At 42.0% G+C, this 17,362-nt stretch carries 17 protein-coding genes; 7 read left to right on the forward strand and 10 right to left on the reverse strand.

Annotated elements, in window-relative coordinates:
* From trsM to BR06_RS0116630, 7 genes are read left to right on the forward strand one after another with little or no spacing between them, the layout of a single operon-like run.
* The gene (trsM, locus tag BR06_RS0116600; protein WP_031485082.1) at positions 1–672 is read left to right on the forward strand and encodes a DVU_1556 family methyltransferase; all 672 of its coding nucleotides are present in this window, start codon (positions 1–3) and stop codon (positions 670–672) included.
* A 17-nt stretch (positions 673–689) separates the two neighbouring features.
* Positions 690–1,154, forward strand: a complete 465-nt coding sequence (locus tag BR06_RS0116605) for a DVU_1555 family C-GCAxxG-C-C protein (RefSeq protein WP_031485084.1) — start codon at positions 690–692, stop codon at positions 1,152–1,154.
* Positions 1,144–2,532, forward strand: a complete 1,389-nt coding sequence (trsS, locus tag BR06_RS0116610; protein ID WP_031485086.1) for a radical SAM (seleno)protein TrsS — start codon at positions 1,144–1,146, stop codon at positions 2,530–2,532. Before BR06_RS0116605 ends, trsS begins: the two co-directional genes overlap by 11 nt.
* A complete protein-coding gene (locus BR06_RS19400; RefSeq protein WP_156952725.1) occupies positions 2,525–3,838 on the forward strand; it encodes a DVU_1553 family AMP-dependent CoA ligase in 1,314 nt (437 codons plus the stop codon). The genes trsS and BR06_RS19400 overlap by 8 nt, the downstream gene beginning before the upstream one ends.
* Positions 3,839–3,858: 20 nt before the next feature.
* Entirely contained in the window at positions 3,859–4,905 is a 1,047-nt protein-coding gene (locus tag BR06_RS0116620; protein WP_031485087.1) for an XdhC family aldehyde oxidoreductase maturation factor, read from the forward strand.
* A 1-nt stretch (position 4,906) separates the two neighbouring features.
* Entirely contained in the window at positions 4,907–6,058 is a 1,152-nt protein-coding gene (locus BR06_RS0116625) for a DVU_1551 family NTP transferase (RefSeq protein ID WP_034603092.1), read from the forward strand.
* Positions 6,055–6,657: a histidine phosphatase family protein gene (locus BR06_RS0116630; RefSeq protein ID WP_031485091.1), complete on the forward strand. Its 603-nt coding sequence runs from the start codon at positions 6,055–6,057 to the stop codon at positions 6,655–6,657. The genes BR06_RS0116625 and BR06_RS0116630 overlap by 4 nt, the downstream gene beginning before the upstream one ends.
* A gap of 59 nt (positions 6,658–6,716) precedes the next feature.
* Here BR06_RS0116630 and BR06_RS0116635 read toward each other — a convergent pair whose 3' ends face one another.
* The 10 genes from BR06_RS0116635 to BR06_RS0116680 all read right to left on the reverse strand — a co-directional run bounded on the left by BR06_RS0116635 (position 6,717) and on the right by BR06_RS0116680 (position 17,224).
* Positions 6,717–7,790 carry an alanine/ornithine racemase family PLP-dependent enzyme gene (locus tag BR06_RS0116635; protein WP_031485092.1) on the reverse strand — a complete coding sequence of 358 codons (1,074 nt, stop codon included), beginning with the start codon at positions 7,788–7,790 and terminating at the stop codon, positions 6,717–6,719.
* On the reverse strand, positions 7,790–8,869 hold the full coding sequence (locus BR06_RS0116640) for a DUF1611 domain-containing protein (RefSeq protein ID WP_031485093.1): 1,080 nt from the start codon (positions 8,867–8,869) through the stop codon (positions 7,790–7,792). The genes BR06_RS0116635 and BR06_RS0116640 overlap by 1 nt, the downstream gene beginning before the upstream one ends.
* Before the next feature lie 542 nt (positions 8,870–9,411).
* Positions 9,412–10,245, reverse strand: coding sequence for a fimbrial biogenesis chaperone (locus tag BR06_RS0116645; protein WP_156952726.1), 834 nt, complete (start codon positions 10,243–10,245; stop codon positions 9,412–9,414).
* Between the two features lie 8 nt (positions 10,246–10,253).
* On the reverse strand, positions 10,254–10,706 hold the full coding sequence (locus BR06_RS0116650; RefSeq protein ID WP_156952727.1) for a hypothetical protein: 453 nt from the start codon (positions 10,704–10,706) through the stop codon (positions 10,254–10,256).
* A gap of 42 nt (positions 10,707–10,748) precedes the next feature.
* Positions 10,749–11,339 (reverse strand): hypothetical protein, encoded by a 591-nt coding sequence (locus BR06_RS0116655; RefSeq protein WP_031485097.1) that lies wholly within the window; start codon positions 11,337–11,339, stop codon positions 10,749–10,751.
* A 259-nt stretch (positions 11,340–11,598) separates the two neighbouring features.
* On the reverse strand, positions 11,599–12,522 hold the full coding sequence (locus tag BR06_RS0116660) for a hypothetical protein (protein ID WP_031485099.1): 924 nt from the start codon (positions 12,520–12,522) through the stop codon (positions 11,599–11,601).
* Between the two features lie 70 nt (positions 12,523–12,592).
* Positions 12,593–13,285, reverse strand: a complete 693-nt coding sequence (locus BR06_RS0116665) for a DUF4956 domain-containing protein (protein ID WP_031485101.1) — start codon at positions 13,283–13,285, stop codon at positions 12,593–12,595.
* 1 nt (position 13,286) lies between these two features.
* Complete coding sequence (locus BR06_RS0116670) at positions 13,287–14,000, reverse strand: polyphosphate polymerase domain-containing protein (RefSeq protein WP_031485104.1); 714 nt, start codon at positions 13,998–14,000, stop codon at positions 13,287–13,289.
* Positions 13,993–14,547 carry a hypothetical protein gene (locus BR06_RS20575; RefSeq protein WP_031485106.1) on the reverse strand — a complete coding sequence of 185 codons (555 nt, stop codon included), beginning with the start codon at positions 14,545–14,547 and terminating at the stop codon, positions 13,993–13,995. Before BR06_RS20575 ends, BR06_RS0116670 begins: the two co-directional genes overlap by 8 nt.
* Positions 14,537–17,224, reverse strand: a complete 2,688-nt coding sequence (locus tag BR06_RS0116680; RefSeq protein ID WP_031485108.1) for a CotH kinase family protein — start codon at positions 17,222–17,224, stop codon at positions 14,537–14,539. The genes BR06_RS20575 and BR06_RS0116680 overlap by 11 nt, the downstream gene beginning before the upstream one ends.
* Positions 17,225–17,362: the final 138 nt, after the last annotated feature.

Raw genomic sequence — 17,362 nt, forward strand, 5'->3', positions numbered from 1 at the left:
ATGACGCAAACGGGTCTATCAGTTCCATTATGGGAAAAAGAGACTCTTAGAGAGGCTGCGGGCACAACTTTACGTCCGGGAGGCTTAAACCTCACTGACCGCGCATTATCTTTAGCCGCAATCCCTCAGCATGGCCGTGTACTGGATGTTGGGTGCGGGCTTGGAACAACAGTTCAGCACCTTAACAAAGTCCACTTATTTGAAACTTACGGTGTAGACATATCTATGCACCAAATTAAAGACGCACCATTGAAGCTAGGGCTTTCGCAAGCGAATGCGACAGGTCTCCCCTTTGCCTGCAAATCGTTTGATGCTTTAGTTTGCGAATGTGTACTCTCTATTTTGCCGGACATTTCCCAAGCCTTAACTGAATTTAAGAGAGTTCTTACACCGTCAGGAACATTAATTATCTCTGATCTTTTTCAGCGTGGGCTATCAAACACAACCGGAATTTCTGATTCATGTGCAAGCTCCCCCATTGATGCAAAACAGCTCAACTATGATCTGTACAATCAAGGGTTTCGCACCACAATTCAAGAAGATCACTCTAAGGTACTTACGGAACTAGCTGCACGGCTAATTTTCTTAGGAGAAAAGTCTATCATCCCCAAGCAAAACTGCTGCGACAGACCGGGGTACATGCTACTTATCGCTAAGGTAAACGACTTCTAATTTTGGAGACTCCATATATGAATGATACAGATTTGCGCATCCTTCAATTGAACGGATCCGGCTATTGCTGCGCACAAATAATGATTCTTCTTTGTCTGGATAATTTGCAACGAGAAAATCCCGACCTTGTACGTTCCATGCAGGGGCTATGCCTCGGAACGGGCGATTGCTCAGGAGCATGCGGAATTATGACCAGTGGAATATGCGCGATTGCGTTGTATGGGGGTAAAGGTCTTGAAAATGAAGAAGAAGATGATCGCATCCCTTTAGTCGTAGAGAATTTTAGAGAATGGTTTATATCTTCATCATTAGGACAGTTCGGCGGAACAAAGTGTAGAGATATTTTAGGTGAAGACTGCGCTGCTCCAAAGCCTGATCGTTGCGGAAAGCTGCTGGTTGATGCCTACGCCAAACTTATACAAGTTCTTGTTGATGCTGGATTTGACCCCTATACAGGCAGAGAAATAAACGATGAATTCTAATGTGAATATCCATGAAACAGTTAGCGTCTGTCCCATATGTTTGAAAAGACTTACAGCAAACAGAACGACTGAAAATGGTGAAACTCGCATAATAAAACAATGCTCTGAGCATGGAATGTTCAGCACACCAGTCTGGCGAGGTGAGCCTGCTATTCAAAATTGGACCCGTCCAAAAACGCCTTCTGCTCCGCCTGTTACCGATACAACTCAATTAAACGGTTGCCCTTTTGATTGCGGCCTATGCCCGGATCACAACCAGCATACCTGCACAACGCTGGTGGAAATAACTTGGCGCTGCGACCTAAACTGCAAAATATGTTTTGCGTCTGCGGGTAATTCAGAGGATGACTCCGAGGCAAATTCTAAGCATAAAATATTAATACGTCCCGACCCGACTTTATCAGAACTTAAAGTACTACTTAAGAAAGTACGCAAAACGGCTGGCCCATGCAATCTACAACTTTCAGGCGGGGAACCTTCTGTTCGGGACGATCTTCCGCAAATCGCTACTATTGCAAAGGAGCTGGGATTTCCGTTTGTACAGGTCAACACAAACGGACTCAGAGTCGGACGTGAAGTTGGGCTTGCTAAAATTTGGGCGGATGCGGGTGTCGATTCTGCTTTTTTGCAGTTTGATGGAACTCGTGACGATATTTATGAATCAATTCGTGGACGCGGGCTTATAAATGAGAAGATGTCGGCTATCAAGAATTTGACTGACGCGGGTATCGGGGTTGTTCTCGTACCGACAATTGTTCCAACCGTAAATGATGACAATATCGGTGAAATTTTAAAGCTGGCAGTGGCTCATTCTCCAGGAGTACGCGGTGTTCATTTTCAGCCAGTCAGCTACTTCGGACGCTACCCTGAAGCGCCATCCGATAACGCACGCATAACCCTTCCAGAAATAATGAGTAAGCTTGAAGCCCAAACAGAGGGCTTGGTAAACAAAACAGATTTTCTACCTCCAGCCTGCGAACATGCATTATGCTCATTTCACAGCAACTACATGGTCATGGAAGATGGTAAATTAAAAAAACTTTCTGGCAAAGGCGAACCATGCTGCGCCACGCCTGCAGCTTCCGAAGGAGCTGATAAATCAAAAGCATTTGTTCGCAAGCAATGGGCTGCCCCCACAACAGATGATTGCGGATGCGCAAAACCGCTAGACGATTTAGATCGTTTTATTCAGCGTGCAAAAACTCATATTCTTGCAATTTCGGGGATGGCTTTTCAAGATGCATGGACTCTTGATCTCGAACGACTCAGAGGATGTTGTATTCATGTTGCCGCTCCGGATGGAAAATTGATTCCATTTTGCGCATACAATCTAACATCAATGGATGGAGAATCTCTTTATCGAGGTAAAAGTGAGTAGTGAGTCCCTTAGCCAGTGGCTTAATTTACGCATGGGAAGACCGCTTCATTCTGACAATGTCCCCCCTAAGAAGTTGCAAGAATGGCAATTTAGGCAATTGCGTAAAACACTGGGAAAATCTGCCGCAAACTGTCCTTTCTATACAAAACATTTGCAAGGCATAAAAATAGAAGAAATAAGGACCCCGACGGACCTCAGCAAACTACCTTTCACAACAGATGACGACCTGCGCAATAATCCAAATAATTTCCTGTGCACTTCACAAGATGATATTGCGCGAGCCATAACTCTATCAAGCTCAGGCTCAAGCGGACCTCCGAAACGCCTTTTTTTTACAACCGGAGATTTGGAGCGCACAACCGAATTCTTTCATTATGGCATGGGCCCTCTGGTGGAAGAAGGTGAAACAGTCTTAGCTTTGCTGCCAGATTCTCGTCCCGGCGGTGTAGGAAAACTTTTTTCTGAAAGTATTTCACGCCTTGGGGCTAAGACGGTTTATCCCGAAGACCCTTCTAATATCTCAGCAGTTCTAGATTTGCTTATAGATTCGCGGGCGACCTGCATTTTAGGGCCGGCTATTCATGTTCACGCACTGGCGCGCCTATGGAAAAGTCACGGTTTGCCTGACAATCAAATGAGCTCAGCTCTTTTATGCTGGGATGTTTTACCTGACATAGCCATTCAAACGATTTCAAAAACGCTAGGGTGCGAAATTTTTAGCCACTGGGGCATGACAGAAACGTGCCTCGGCGGCGCAGTAGAATGCGAAGAAGGGTCCGGTATGCATCTTCGCGAGCCTGATTTTTACTTAGAAATAGTTGATCCTGAAACAGGTCTTCCTGTACCGGACGGAACCAGCGGAGAAATTATATTTACTACGTTATCCAGAAGAGCAATGCCACTTATACGATACAAAACAGGAGACCTTGGTAGAATTATCCCTGAACAATGCAAATGCGGACTTCCTATGCGCAGACTTGACGATGTAAAAGGGCGTTTAAAAAGTGATATAATTCTACCAAGCTCAGAAGATTTATCGCTGTCAGAACTTAACGGAATAATTTTACCATTTGTTGAAGTGCTTGATTTTAAAATTGGCTTTCAGCAACAATTACTCATACTCGATATAACTCTGGATCTTTCTCCCAATGCTAAGATTTCATCAGAGCTTTTCAATTCTATAATGTTCTACCCAAAGATCAAAAGAGCAACGGCTGAAAATGGTTTGAAAATCAATATTACCGTTGATAACCATAATGGCAGCATCAGTTCCAGCTTTGGGAAAAGACTCATAACATCAGTTTAACCCCCTAAAGGTCACCCCTAATGAAAAATCTCATACACAATATTCGCGTACAACTTGAATCCGGCAACGACATCATCCTGGCATCCATTGTTAAAAGTTCAGGATCTACCCCGCGCTCATCCGGCAGCAAAATGGCTGTATACCGGGATGAAAAAATCGACGGAACTATAGGTGGAGGATTGGTAGAAGCTCTGGTCCAGCGCGCGGCAGCGGAGCTTTTTGACGCGGACAAAAACGCGATCGTTTTCAAAGAATTTGACCTCTCAAACGAGCTTGCAGCCAATGCGGACATGATCTGCGGTGGTCACGTCACAGTGATGCTTGAACGCCTTGCTGCAAATAAAAGTACCACAGAAATATACAAAGCTTTTGATGATAGTCTTCGCAACGGCCAAAAAGTTACCCTCGTAACTTTAATGGATAACGGCGAACACTCTAAAATAGCAGACAGGATTGTTTTAGCGCAGAATTGCACCATGCCGACCCTGCAAAATTTTACTGGTGATGAAATTTTAGGACTCTCAGAAGAATCACGAAAAACTGATAAGCCTGTTATCCAAAATAAAAGCAACCAGCGCATCGTCGTTGAGAATTTTGCCCCGCAGCCAACAGTTTTTATATTTGGCGCAGGTCATGTCTCTCGGCCCACAGCAACTCTTGCTACATCTGTTAATTTTAGAACAGTTATTCTTGATGACAGGATAGACTTTGCGAATGCAGAAAGGTTCCCTCTTGCCGATGAAATTATAGTCCTTTCAGACTTCGATATTGCCCTTGCTGAGTTAAATATTACTGAAGACTCATACATTATTATAGTGACACGGGGACATCTCCATGACAAAACGGTACTTGCGCAGGCGTTAAAAACACCCGCCCATTACGTCGGTATGATAGGCAGTTCCAAAAAACGCAATGCGATTTATGAAGCACTTCTGGATGAAGGTACTTCACAAGAGAATATCAACCGTTGCGTTTGCCCTATCGGCCTCACAATCGGAGCGCAGACTCCTGAAGAAATAGCTGTCAGCATTGTAGCTGAACTCATTCAAAAACGAGCAGAAAATTGACATGAAAATATATGGAATTATTCTTGCCGCCGGCTTGTCCTCTCGTATGGGAAAGCTAAAAGCTCTACTGCCGCTTGATGGAATGACAGTGCTAGCTACCTGCATCAACACCTTACTTGATGGCGGTGCTGACGAAGTATTTGTAGTCACTGGCTATAGAGCAGAAGAAATTGAAGATGAAGCTAACAGGCTCGGCGTACTTGCAATTCACAACTCTGACTATGAACAAGGGATGTTTTCTTCTGTAATTACAGGTGTTAAAAATCTTCCAAGTGATACAACCACATCATCCGCTTTTTTTATTTTGCCAGTTGATATTCCACTGGTAAGGTCCTCAACAGTACGCGCACTGACTTTCGATTACAAAAACTCTCCTGCAAAAATTTATTATCCCTGCTTCAAAGGGGAAAGGGGACATCCTCCCCTTATAAGTACTAAGCTAATCCCCGACATTTTAGCGCACGATGGTACAGGGGGATTGCGGACAGTTCTCGACAGATATAATTCAGAAGCAAAAAACAAAAAAATGCCAGATATCGGGATAATCCACGACATGGATACCCCTGAAGATTATGAAAAAGCATTAAAATTTTATAGAAAAAAAAGGTTCCCCGTCACTGAAGAATGTGAAGTTCTCTGGGAGATTGCTAACACTCCGCTCAAAACACAGGAACATTGCAAAACAGTGGCTATGGCGGCCTGTATATTAGCCGAGACTTTGAATAAGTCCCGCAACGCTCAGCCACGACTTGATATAGATGTGGTACAGAGCGCAGCCCTGATGCACGATGTAGCTAAAATCACCCGAAACCATGAAGCAGCTGGCGGAACTCTTTTAAGTGGTTACGGCTTTACGTCCATATCCGATATAGTAGCATCCCACCGTGACACGAACATTCCCCCGAATCACCCCATAACTGAAAAAGAAATCGTTTTTCTCGCCGACAAGTTTATTAAAGGAACAACCCTCATCCCTCTTAGAGAACGCTACGAGAAAACTTTTTGCAAATGGGCAGATGATCCTGATGCTGTAAAAGCCATTAAAGGTCGCCGCATCCGCGCCGAATCATTGCTGTCCCGATATGAAGATGAAACACAAATAGATGCCCTAACCCTTCTGAAAAATGAAATGGATAATTTGGCGACAGCATGATTATCCTCATCCGCCACGGAGAAGCTGATAAGGCTAAAGGACGTGCCATAGGACAGGAGGACTTACCACTTTCAGCCGCAGGCAAAAAACAAGCTGGTACTCTAGCACAGTCTTTAAGTTCTCTGTCAATTGACTATCTATACACCAGCCCCTTAAAACGCACACGAGCCACCGCTACCCCCCTTGAAAAAGCGTACAACAAAAAAGCTATCATCTGCCCGGAACTGACGGAGATTAACTTGGGTCTATGGGATGGGCTGAGCTTTGAACAAATCAAAAAAGATTTCCCGTCCGAGTACGAAAAACGAGGACAAAATATCGCAACCTACCGTCCCCCCGAAGGTGAGAGTTTTGCGGACCTTGCGGAAAGGGTCCGAGGCAAATTTCAAGAAATTACAGATAAAGACGCACCGACTATAATAGTCACTCATGCCGGAGTAATTAGAGTCATCATGCATATGGCATTGGGAATTCCACTAAATAATATTTTCCAATTTTCACCCAGCCATTGCCACGCAACCATTCTAAAGAAATCCCACGGCAAGCTATGCCTCACGGGATTCAACATTCCACCTGATGCTCACAAAAAAACCCCCTAGCATTTTCATGTGAGGGGGTTTCGGTAAATCAGAATAAAGTGGCTGCTCTAATTAATTGATCAAGTATTACCATTTTCAACATAAGAATTAGCGACAAATGGCGATGTCATACACGAAAGCAAAGCAGCATAATCAAGGCTGAACCTTACTTCATCACCAACCTGCAATGGGGACCGCGTAGCATCTAATATAAGGTGATCACTACTGGAACCAATTACATCAACATCGATAAACGGCGTCAGTCCCGGAACATGAACGTCCTGCTTGCCAATACTTAAAATAGTTCTAAGCATATCACCTTTATCTACAAAAACTGTTGTGTTGCCGAAAGCATCTTGTCCCACTTCACCCTCAGGAAAAGAAGGTTTGGTTTTGGATTCAATTACTTCAGAGACCAATGTGATTGCATCAAGGTGCAGACCCTCAATATGTTTTCGAGTGAGTGTTTCCCGCCCCATAAAAATGGATTCCCCCAGCCTGACATCATTGATGCGGCCCAGATCTTCATTTGCAAAAAACCAATCGAAATTAGCAGAATTTCCGCCGGAGATAATATCAAACTTAATCTGGTATTTCTTTTCATATGTTTCAGCTAAAAGGGACAGTTTATCCATATTCTTCTTAGATGGCTTAACTCCGCTGAAACATGCTAAATTTGTACCTAAACCTTTAAGGTTTATACCTTTCATCTTCATAATCTGATCAATCGTTCCATCCAAATCCTGCTGAAGTATACCTTCACGAAGATCGCCCAACTCAACCATCAACACTATATCGTGAACTTTATTTTGCTTGATGGCAGCATCAGAGAGTTTCGAGATTATCGACACTTCCGTGTTGAAACTCACATCCGCATACTTCACCACATCGTTAACTTCTGTCATTGAGGGTGTTCTGATTAAAATGAATGTAGCCTTAACGCCTGCCTGCCGCATACGTTTAATATTGGCAATTCGTGAGTCGCCAAGTGAAGTTAACCCTGCTGATACTAAACAATTTGCAACTCTCGGTTCCCCGAGAGCTACTTTTGTTATGCCGGTAATATCAATATTTCTGGCTCCAAACATTTTAACTAATGCCTGGGTATTGCTAAATAGCTTAGCTAAGTCGATTTCAAGATAGGGAGTGTCCATTACGCGAGCTTGGCATTAAGGTGCGGGAACACAGCGAGTATTTTTTTAATTAATGATTCGCAATCAAATTTAAGAACGTCTGTAGTCGGTATTTCAAATTTCTGTTCATAAGCTTCGATTGTCTCGGCAAGCTCTGAATCAGACATGTTCTCATGATTAATGGTAATTCCGATAACAGGCGCTCTAGAGAAAACTTCGATGAGTTCAATTTCTTCTTTCAAATCAGGCATGTCTATATCTGGGTAATCGCCCAATTTTTCTCTTTTTGGAGGATGCTGAACAATCACTGCGTCCGGTTTTCCACCACGAATGATAAAGCATGAACTTAAGTAGGCTGGATGACTTAAAGATCCCTGCCCTTCGAGAATCATAATATCGGGATGTTTAGCTTCCCACGCTTCGAATACAGCTTTTTCCATTTCGCCTGAAATAAACTGTTCTGTCAGAGCGTCGAGTGGCACACCGAATTCAGCTCCCTGAATCATACCAGTCTGCCCCGTTGCGATCATGACTGTGTTTAGTCCCAGAGCTTGCAAGGCTTTCGTAATGATAACTGAGGTGGTTCTTTTACCAACGGCACTGTCTGTCCCAAGTATTGCGATTCTAGGACATTCAACCTTGTTAATATTACCTTTAAAAACATTTCTTTGATTGCTGTTTTGCTGCTTTCTAATATCATGCAATTCAACATTACATTCGGCGGCTTTTTTAATGAAGGATACTTTGTCAGTTAAGAACTCATGTAGCCCATTAATGATATTAAGTTTTCGTTCCATAGCATAAAAGATAACACTGCTATCTTCTGCGGAGAATGAACCTGAGAGAGGAGCCATTCCATAAATGAAATATTTTACGGTATCCCCAGTGCCTTCTAATGCATCAACAATATTTTTGAATATTTTAATACCATTTGGTATTCCGTCCAACACTTCTCCGGCATCTAAGCCAGCCTTAGTGCTATCGATAATGCCTACAATTTCGTATTTGCCGGAATATCTTGCTAAGCCGTTGGCTGTCTTTCCATCCATCTTTCCAAAAAAACCTTCACAGTAAACAATAGCGGGTACTTTTTCAGTCATAATTTATCCTGGGTAAATGTTGCTAACTCTTGCCACCACATGAAATGCGGAACAAGTACGAACAGCACTACCTAGCATAGTTTTCATATATATAAGCCAAATCCAGCAAAAAATTTTCTTCTGGAAATTTACTAAAACTTAGATGAATCAAAAATTAAGCTGTAAACGGCTATAATGCTTAATGCATTTTTATTATTTTTAAATTAATATATTATAGTTCAATAAATTAGTACAATGAAGAGTCGATTTCCTACAGTGAAACATCAACTCTCTCAAGATTTATGACCAAGATCATATATTTATAACCTTTTTCGAACACTGATCTCACTAATAATGATGTAATTTGAGTTTTCCAACCGGAGGCGTAATAGATTAAACTCGTGGACATGAGAGCTACTCCCTGTCGATTATCACTGGTATGATTATCGATCAGAGGCCACTCTCCTTTCATTTTGGCAAAAGCACGCTTTAGCCTGATTAACCCAAAAAAAGCCCCCCTAAAAAAGGGAGGCTTTTTTTGCCGAATATAGTGGGCTAATATTCTACAAAGTCATTTTTTTGGAACCAATTACACCCTTTTTGGGGTCCGTAACGTCAGTTAACTCTATGAGGACTGGTCCTCCAGTAAAAGTTACATCAGTAATGGGAACAAATTCAGTTCGGCGCTTCAAAGGCATGAAAATCGGAATACGGCGTCGAGTTGCAATAAGCTTCTTTTCTCCGCCAACAGTAGAATAAATATTAGCGGCAACATAGCTTGATTTCCCCCCGGTGCGGTCAAGAAAGAGCTTTATTGCAGGTTTTCCTAGTGGAGATTTGGCCATCATAGTTGCATCCACAACTGTAGTTTGTGAAGTAGGATCACCTTGATAGACTATAATAGGGCAGGACATCCCAACAACCGTTTTGATATTCATCTTTACATCTGTCTGCACTTCAGAGGATGCAGGGGTTTTTGCAGGCTGCACAGTTGGTATAATTTTCATATAAACCATGTATTCACCATCTGGCAAATTTGGAGGTCTTCTAATGAGAACACGAACACTTTGTGAACCGCCGGGAATAATCTGAGCCCGCTTTGGTGAAAATTTAACTATCTTTTGTGATATCTGCTCGCGCTTTGTAAAAGTCTCTGGAGCAACAAGCTTGCCATTTTCCTGCATTCTCATGGTGATAAGTGATATCGAATAAGAAACGGGGTGATCGTTTGATCTATTAAGCACATTGATAGTTGCATAGCGCTGACCATTTTTTATTTCGGTTCGCAATGGATAAATATTAATTCCATCGGCAAACACAGAGCAGGCACTTAAAGACATAAATAGTCCTGTCAGAATAAAGACAAAACTTAATGTGCGAAAAGAAGATAAATTCACTTCAACTCCTAATATGTTGTAATTAAGACGCTGATTGCCCCAGAAAGACTTTCAACACTACTATTGATCACGAGTTCGCCCCCTATGTATGATACCAAATGATCATCCTCTGGCACTGGCTCAGAGCTGGTGAACTTCTTAAGGTTTCTAACAAGCCCTATAGGTGTTCCAAAAGGGTCATACAAAGGTACCGTCGTTGGAAAATCTAACTGTATACTCAAGCCATCATAGTCATAGAAAAGCAATTCGCTAGGGTGACCACCACTTGCATAACATGTTTTATCAACCCCTTCAGCTTCAGCATTTTGTGGGGCAGCCCCAGTTGCATCCACCCTCACTATTATGACATCTGAAAGAGATATCGCCAAACCGAAACTAAGATTTTGTCCCACATAAGCTTTAGGTTCTGCTAAAGCTGAACATGGGACAAAAAACAAGCCGACTACACAAGCGACCATCATTGTAATCGCATATGTAATCGGCTGTATTTTTTTCATTTTAATTTATTTGGTAAAGATATTAACAACCATCTTTCCGGAGTATGTGGCAGGCACAACATCCGCAGCAATTGTCAACTGTGGTCCGAATGCAATACCGGCTGCAGTTAGAGCGGTACCGGTAGTAACAACAGAACAGGTCGCATACTTCGAAATGTTATTTCTTGTGCCTACGACAGGGATAGTCGGAGTTACAAAGACTGTTCCGGACAAGGTTGCTGGAGCTGCAAGAGTACCAGAAACAAAGGTTACATCAAGATCAAGCCCGCCAACAGCAGGTACAATGGTAACAGAACCAGCAGTCACACCAGCATTAGCAATAACTTTGGTTCCCTGAATTACAAGCATGCCAGCGCTTGGAACAGTGATGGTTCCTGACTTAGAAACATCGATAGCACAACCAGATACGTCCATAACGAAAGTCTCTGATGCAGCACCGGGATAGAGGGTTCCCAGATCAGCATTGGCACCAGCAGCTGCCGTGAATGGCACTGCGACGACTACGTCAATACCGATTTCAATTTCTTCAGCTACTGCCGTTCCTACCAACAAACAAACCATCGCCAGAGCCAAAAGAATAGCTTTTAAAGTTTTCATAACTTGTCCTTTTGTTAAATTATTAAAAAATTTCCCCCCATGGGAGTTCCACGCCACCTAAATATTTATCGGTTAAACTTTAACACAGCTTTAGGATGTAACTTCATTTTTTTTCCACATACACTTTACTCCTAACTTTTCTCCAGCCATTTATTAACTGTTCTTAATTACTCTTATCGGTAGGATTAATTTTTAGTTTAGAGATAAATATCACTCTTTCTACTATTTATTTAAAACACTGATTTTATAGAATATTTAATTATACAGCATCCTTGTTTCGGAAAAAACGTTTACCAAATAACACTCCGATTATCCCCAGTCCGCACAAAAAAAACAAGCTTGCTCGACCTAAGTTAAAGACAGAGGGGTAACGCATTCTATAGTCAAAGAACCAATCCATTTTTGACATCTGACGATACAACAACGTATAGTCGCTCATGACTTCACCCTGTTCATTAAGACCGGATTCCGCCCCATACTCTACAGCAAGATTCTCCGCCAAGCTGTTGATGACCTCGTTGCCATCATCAAACAGGACTCTGGTCAGAATGTGGTCTCCGGTTTTGGTGTCATAAAAAGAAACAAAGTTCATGATGCCCTTCAATACTTTGTCGTCTTCCCCATATATTCCTATATAAAGACTGGTATTGGAAACATGCATCATTCCCTTAAGAGCCAGTGGAGTGTCTATTCCGTTTTCTTTTAGAAACGAAACAGCCTCTACCTGCATATTGCGCGCGATCATTCCCAATAAAGGATGCTTCCCAATTTGCGACGAAGCACTTCTATACTGGTGCAGCGGGCTGGATGTAATCACGCCACCCTTATCCATCATCTGAGCTTCCATGATGTATTTTCTTTTTTTCCGAACAAGCCTTTCCTGTTGATTAATAGAGATACTTTTGACCCGGCCCAACTTTTCTCTGGCCTGAAATCTGACAAAACGATTGTCATTAAGCAAAAAAAGGTTCGGTGTATCATAGTATATCTCTAAAATCCTATGCAATTTGGTTACGTACAGACACCCCTTAGACTCAATTCCTTTGATCAGAGATGACTCCAGTTCTTCAAGAGACACTTCCGGACCAAAGGCTAGGCAGTTGGGGTCGGCACTTACTTCCTCCAAACTGGCCACTAGGACACAAGATGCAACCATTATGCCAAATAATACTTTTTTCACCATTTGATCAATCTCTTTTGCATAGTGTTCGTTAAAGACAACTTTTCCATCAACCGATACTACCAAAGCCCTATTATACTTGTGAAAGGTCGCCGGAGTAACTAATCAAAGTGGCTTTCAGAACGGAGCCATCATCGTGCAGTTGTGTGAGAAATTCCGTATTTTCACTTTTTAAGCGGACCTCAGCAGTTACTTCTGTGTAATTTGGCGTGACAGTTGTCGACTTGAGCTTGTAACGCTCCACAGATTTTTTTACTAAACCAACAGCAGTGTCTGAGTCCTTCAGTGAAGGTATCTGCATAACTAGCAGGAAGGGCTGATCCTGTTCAACCTTGCGGGTCATGATCAATAGGATAATGGTTATTGCAATGGAGCCGATTATAGTAATGTTGAAATATCCAACCCCGTTGGCAATACCTACCGTAATAGCCCAGAAGATGAATACCAGATCAATAGGATCTTTGATGGGAGTTCTGAAACGAACAATGGACAGAGCACCGACCATACCAAGAGAAAGCACAAGGTTCCCACTGATTGTCATGATGATAAGGGTCACCACCATGCTCAGAATAACCAATCCAATGTTAAAACTGCGCTGATACAAAACCCCTTGAAAAGTTTTTTTATACACATAGAATATGAATAGACCTATCAGGAAAGAAACTCCCAGGTTCATCACTATTTCTATAGCAGTGAATCGTTCCATACCGCTTTGCATGGCTACAAAGCTCTTCTTAAATACATCACTAAAATTCAGTTGGTTCATTTTAACTATCCTCCCATTTGCTCAATTTGAAAAATCTTCTTCCTAGAACGTATTTGCTAATTGCATACCGTTCGAACGAATCTAGTTGTAGAACTCGCCACAAATACTCTGGCAGGACGTGTTCATATTTAATTTCCAACAACTGTTTGCCTTCCAGAATTACTGGAATCGCATGCAAGTTATCCGAGAACAGATCAAAATCAGTGGTATTTGATTTGAGATCTTTATCAATGGTAATGCGTGTATTGAAAAAGTCGTAAACAAAGGCATCGCGGGTATAATCAATTATAACTTTTGGCTTATACGCCTTTTCTGAAAAGCGCTTGTAAATCCGGCTTAAAACAGGATTGTCATACTTCAACAATTCTCCATATTCGCCATCAATGACACGATTAGCGCTTTCGCGAGAAATAGTTGCCGTTTCTTTGAATATCTGATTGTTATGCTTGTTCTTGATTTCAAACTTCACAAGCTCAGAAGAGGTGTCGTATATTCGCATCCTAAACTTTTGACGGAACATAAATCCTGCCTGTTTGGCGTACAAACATTCATCATCATGAGAGTCAAAGTACAGACTACGAATAAAATAACCTTTGCGGGGCTCGCTGTGCGAGTCTGGAGTCAACACATGCTCCAGCTTTCCGACCAGCACATTATATTCCGTGTTGGATATAAAATACTTCAGCTCATTGCGTGAGACTTCAAGATTACTCATGACTTTCCTCTGCCTCTTGAGCTTCTGACTGTAAACCGCCAAGCTCCTGATTTTCAGATTCTTCATCTTCCGGGGACTCAGAATACATTTCGATAATTTCCTCCACTGAATCAGGCCACATCTCAACAGCCTCTTTTCGCCACTCTTCTTGAGAAAGATCGATCTTATCCTGCCCATTTATGACTAACGCATTGAATAAAGGAGCCTCTTTTAATTGATCCACAAAATAATCATCTTCAGAATTAAGGGAATAGGCAATTCTCAAATAATATATTTGATCAACCAAATTGCCACAGGTCTCGGCCGCCCACTGATAGCGCATGGAACGACGCCTTGAAACGTCATCAATTTCCGCTGCGGCTAGGAAGTGTGGGAATGCCTGCTGTGGCTGATTCTTTACATACAGAATCCTCCCTTTCATCTCTTCAGCATGAGCTATTTCCTTATCTAGTGGAGAAAAAGCCCACAGGACATAAGAAACACAAAGCGCAGCAGTTCCGATGAAAAGTATAAAACCAAAGCTGAAAAACTTAAATTTACTGAGCATAACGAGCCTCCACTTCATCCAGAATCATGACGTATTTGTCATCCTTCCTGCCTACGGTTTGGCGGAAGCTATCCAATGATGGAAGCTTATTTTCAATTTCAGCTTCAACAGCAACATGGGAAGAGGAATCGGTAGCACGATACGTGTTGCCGACCAAATATATGGTCCCTGCTTCCATGGTCCCACCCTCATCATATTTCAGATTCTTTCTAAAAGCGGCAATGGAATATTCCTTGGCATCAACAAAGATCAGGTTGTCAGCTTTGACCCTAGATTTGTCCTTAACAGCCATGCCAATCACTGAATTAATTATCAAAGAATCTGTGATAGTCGCTTCTGTCCATTCTCCAACGGAAATACCTTTGTCACCGATGTTTATGAATACGTTATCCGAAGCTGTTATGTTGGATGTCATGACATCAAGGCCATCATTCCCAGTGTTAAAGAAAACATTCCCAGTCAGTGTGACATCGGCAATATCGATGTCCAAGCCATCACTTCGTGCATTACGGAACTCACAATCTTTCACTACACCAGTGGCATAGGCAATATGCATAGCATCATCACCCACGAAGTTTTCGCCAATTATACAATTTGACACTTCAAACTTGGACATGTCGTGGAGATTAAAAGGAGCTGTGTAGTGAATCAAATTCTTAGCAGCAATTGAACCACCGGATATTTCACAATACTTAAAGAGGCTCCCTGATGCGCCTTCGCCTTGGACTGCGATAATACCCCATGGTTTGCCTTCTTCCTTGGCTATGAAACGAATAGGCTGCGTTGCCATCCCGCTGGCTAAAACTTTCCCATAGAAAAAGAGGGATGCATTTTCAGCCAACATGAAAGTTGTGCCAGGCTCTATGATAACAGTTGTATTTTTGCCAAATTCAATATTTTCATCCACAACAACATCGCCTGAAAAGAGCACTTCGGTTTCTGGTACGGGCAAAGGAAGTGTCCAAGGGTGAACAGAGTCTGAATCAACTTCCTCAGCTTCGGTCACCAACTTAACATGAACATCTTGGCCAGTAAGAGCATTTGTAAAACTCAACTGCTCAAGGTCAAAAGATTCTGGAGAATCAGCGATAAACACTGTGTACTCCATAGGGGAATTAATAAGTCGGCGATATCCAAACAGCGAGTTATTTTTACCATAAATATTGCCTTCTTTAAACTTACGTCCCGGATATAGAATAACTGAATCAGTTTCCAGATCGTTGCTATCTAGTTCACCATTGCGATCGTAGTCCAAGACCAAACCGTTATCGTGACTAGTCAGAATTGTAGGAGTGTTGCCATTCACATAAAATGTTAATTTTTTAAACTGATCATGGTCTTCTACGAGACAGGATACCCGTGTATCAGTAAAGAGAGCTCGCAAAAAATTATAGCGAAGACTGTATATGTTTTTACGCTCGACAATCGTTTTTTCATACTCAGCCATGGTAAAGGGCAAACTTGTCCACGACTCATACTTTTCCAAACTCACGCCATTATCTCTATACTTGTCAGCAGCTAAGTCAGCTTTCTGGTTTTCGCTGTATTCATCCAACTTTCCTGCAATGTATTCGGGGGGGTATGCTTGAAGCAAGGCATACGTAGCCAAATCTTTTTCATATTCTAGAATTGGATTTAACTTAACTCGCTCTTGCAAGAGATAGTTGGAAAGATCTTTAGAAGGATATCTATTCCAGAATCGTAAATCCCATGCTATAGGACGAAATTTCCCACGATATGGATCAAAATAAATTTTGTGGTTATGCGCCCAATCGTGATGGTTGGTGCCAAACAAGGCATCCATTGACATGAAGTTGTAGTAATCTTTCTTATTCAAAAAGGTATTGAAAAAATTATAGAATTCAACGTCACTGTCGCTATTGGTCTGAGTGATAAAAAAGTCTATGTCTTCGCGGTTCTCTTTTTGCTCGGCATTCCTTGAGGCCTTTTTGTCCCAAAACGTAGAATTAAACCACAAAGTTGAAACACCATGTTCGTCTTTACGTGATTTTTCACCATAATAGACACTGCCTGGCATGATTCGATGTTTTCGAATCAAACTTTCATCCACCTGGCTCAAATACATGTATACTCCCATGTACTCGCCATTCATAAATACTCGTGCAGGATAAAAATCAGGGGCTATTATTCCAAGGTCACGAGCCATGCCGTATGCTAATTGATCAGTAATAATATAGTCATGAACAGGGTTAACCAGGTTGAACTTCCTCTCCATGGTATGGCTTTGGCCCTTCTTCATTTTGATGCGAAGCGACTTCTGCTTGAACAGCCAGTGCGGAGAGATAAAACCTCTGTATCGCATCTTAATCTTATACTGATTCTCATCATCCTCGATTTTCATGAATGCGTCCACGTAGTGATCTCGGCCACTTATGGGGAGGTTCGCATTCAGAGAATCCAGAGCTGCCTGATCAACTGTAATGTGAAAAGTTTTCAACGGAGACTCCTCATCCTTCAGCGGAGTTTCTGCTGTCATCTTTACCCATTCTTTCTTAAACTCGGCTCGCAAAAAATACTTCATTGTATTTTGATCTAGTGTAGCTTCAGGCACAAGAGCTGTTTGCATGCGATAAAAAGAGGACAAAGCGCGAACTGTGTAATTCCCAACCAGTGCAACTAACAACAGGGAGAAAATTATAGCCGGAATGGTCCGCATTTTAAAAAACTCCATTATAAAACAACCTCATATGCTTAAAACTTTAGCCAGTTTGACGAGTATGCTTGTCAAATCTATGGCGGAAAAAACACCACTCAGCGATCTGCAATATAGGGTCCAACTTACAAATAAACATAT

The organism is Maridesulfovibrio frigidus DSM 17176 (genome assembly GCF_000711735.1).
In the GTDB taxonomy this organism is placed as follows: Bacteria; Desulfobacterota; Desulfovibrionia; order Desulfovibrionales; family Desulfovibrionaceae; genus Maridesulfovibrio; species Maridesulfovibrio frigidus.

Coding starts and splice junctions, on each gene's coding strand:
- trsM (WP_031485082.1), top strand. CDS start 1: ATGACGCAAACGGGTCTATCAGTTCCATTATGGGAAAAAGAGACTCTT.
- BR06_RS0116605 (WP_031485084.1), top strand. CDS start 690: ATGAATGATACAGATTTGCGCATCCTTCAATTGAACGGATCCGGCTAT.
- trsS (WP_031485086.1), top strand. CDS start 1,144: ATGAATTCTAATGTGAATATCCATGAAACAGTTAGCGTCTGTCCCATA.
- BR06_RS0116620 (WP_031485087.1), top strand. CDS start 3,859: ATGAAAAATCTCATACACAATATTCGCGTACAACTTGAATCCGGCAAC.
- BR06_RS0116625 (WP_034603092.1), top strand. CDS start 4,907: ATGAAAATATATGGAATTATTCTTGCCGCCGGCTTGTCCTCTCGTATG.
- BR06_RS0116630 (WP_031485091.1), top strand. CDS start 6,055: ATGATTATCCTCATCCGCCACGGAGAAGCTGATAAGGCTAAAGGACGT.
- BR06_RS0116635 (WP_031485092.1), bottom strand. CDS start 7,790: ATGGACACTCCCTATCTTGAAATCGACTTAGCTAAGCTATTTAGCAAT.
- BR06_RS0116640 (WP_031485093.1), bottom strand. CDS start 8,869: ATGACTGAAAAAGTACCCGCTATTGTTTACTGTGAAGGTTTTTTTGGA.
- BR06_RS0116650 (WP_156952727.1), bottom strand. CDS start 10,706: ATGATGGTCGCTTGTGTAGTCGGCTTGTTTTTTGTCCCATGTTCAGCT.
- BR06_RS0116655 (WP_031485097.1), bottom strand. CDS start 11,339: ATGAAAACTTTAAAAGCTATTCTTTTGGCTCTGGCGATGGTTTGTTTG.
- BR06_RS0116660 (WP_031485099.1), bottom strand. CDS start 12,522: ATGGTGAAAAAAGTATTATTTGGCATAATGGTTGCATCTTGTGTCCTA.
- BR06_RS0116665 (WP_031485101.1), bottom strand. CDS start 13,285: ATGAACCAACTGAATTTTAGTGATGTATTTAAGAAGAGCTTTGTAGCC.
- BR06_RS0116670 (WP_031485104.1), bottom strand. CDS start 14,000: ATGAGTAATCTTGAAGTCTCACGCAATGAGCTGAAGTATTTTATATCC.
- BR06_RS20575 (WP_031485106.1), bottom strand. CDS start 14,547: ATGCTCAGTAAATTTAAGTTTTTCAGCTTTGGTTTTATACTTTTCATC.
- BR06_RS0116680 (WP_031485108.1), bottom strand. CDS start 17,224: ATGCGGACCATTCCGGCTATAATTTTCTCCCTGTTGTTAGTTGCACTG.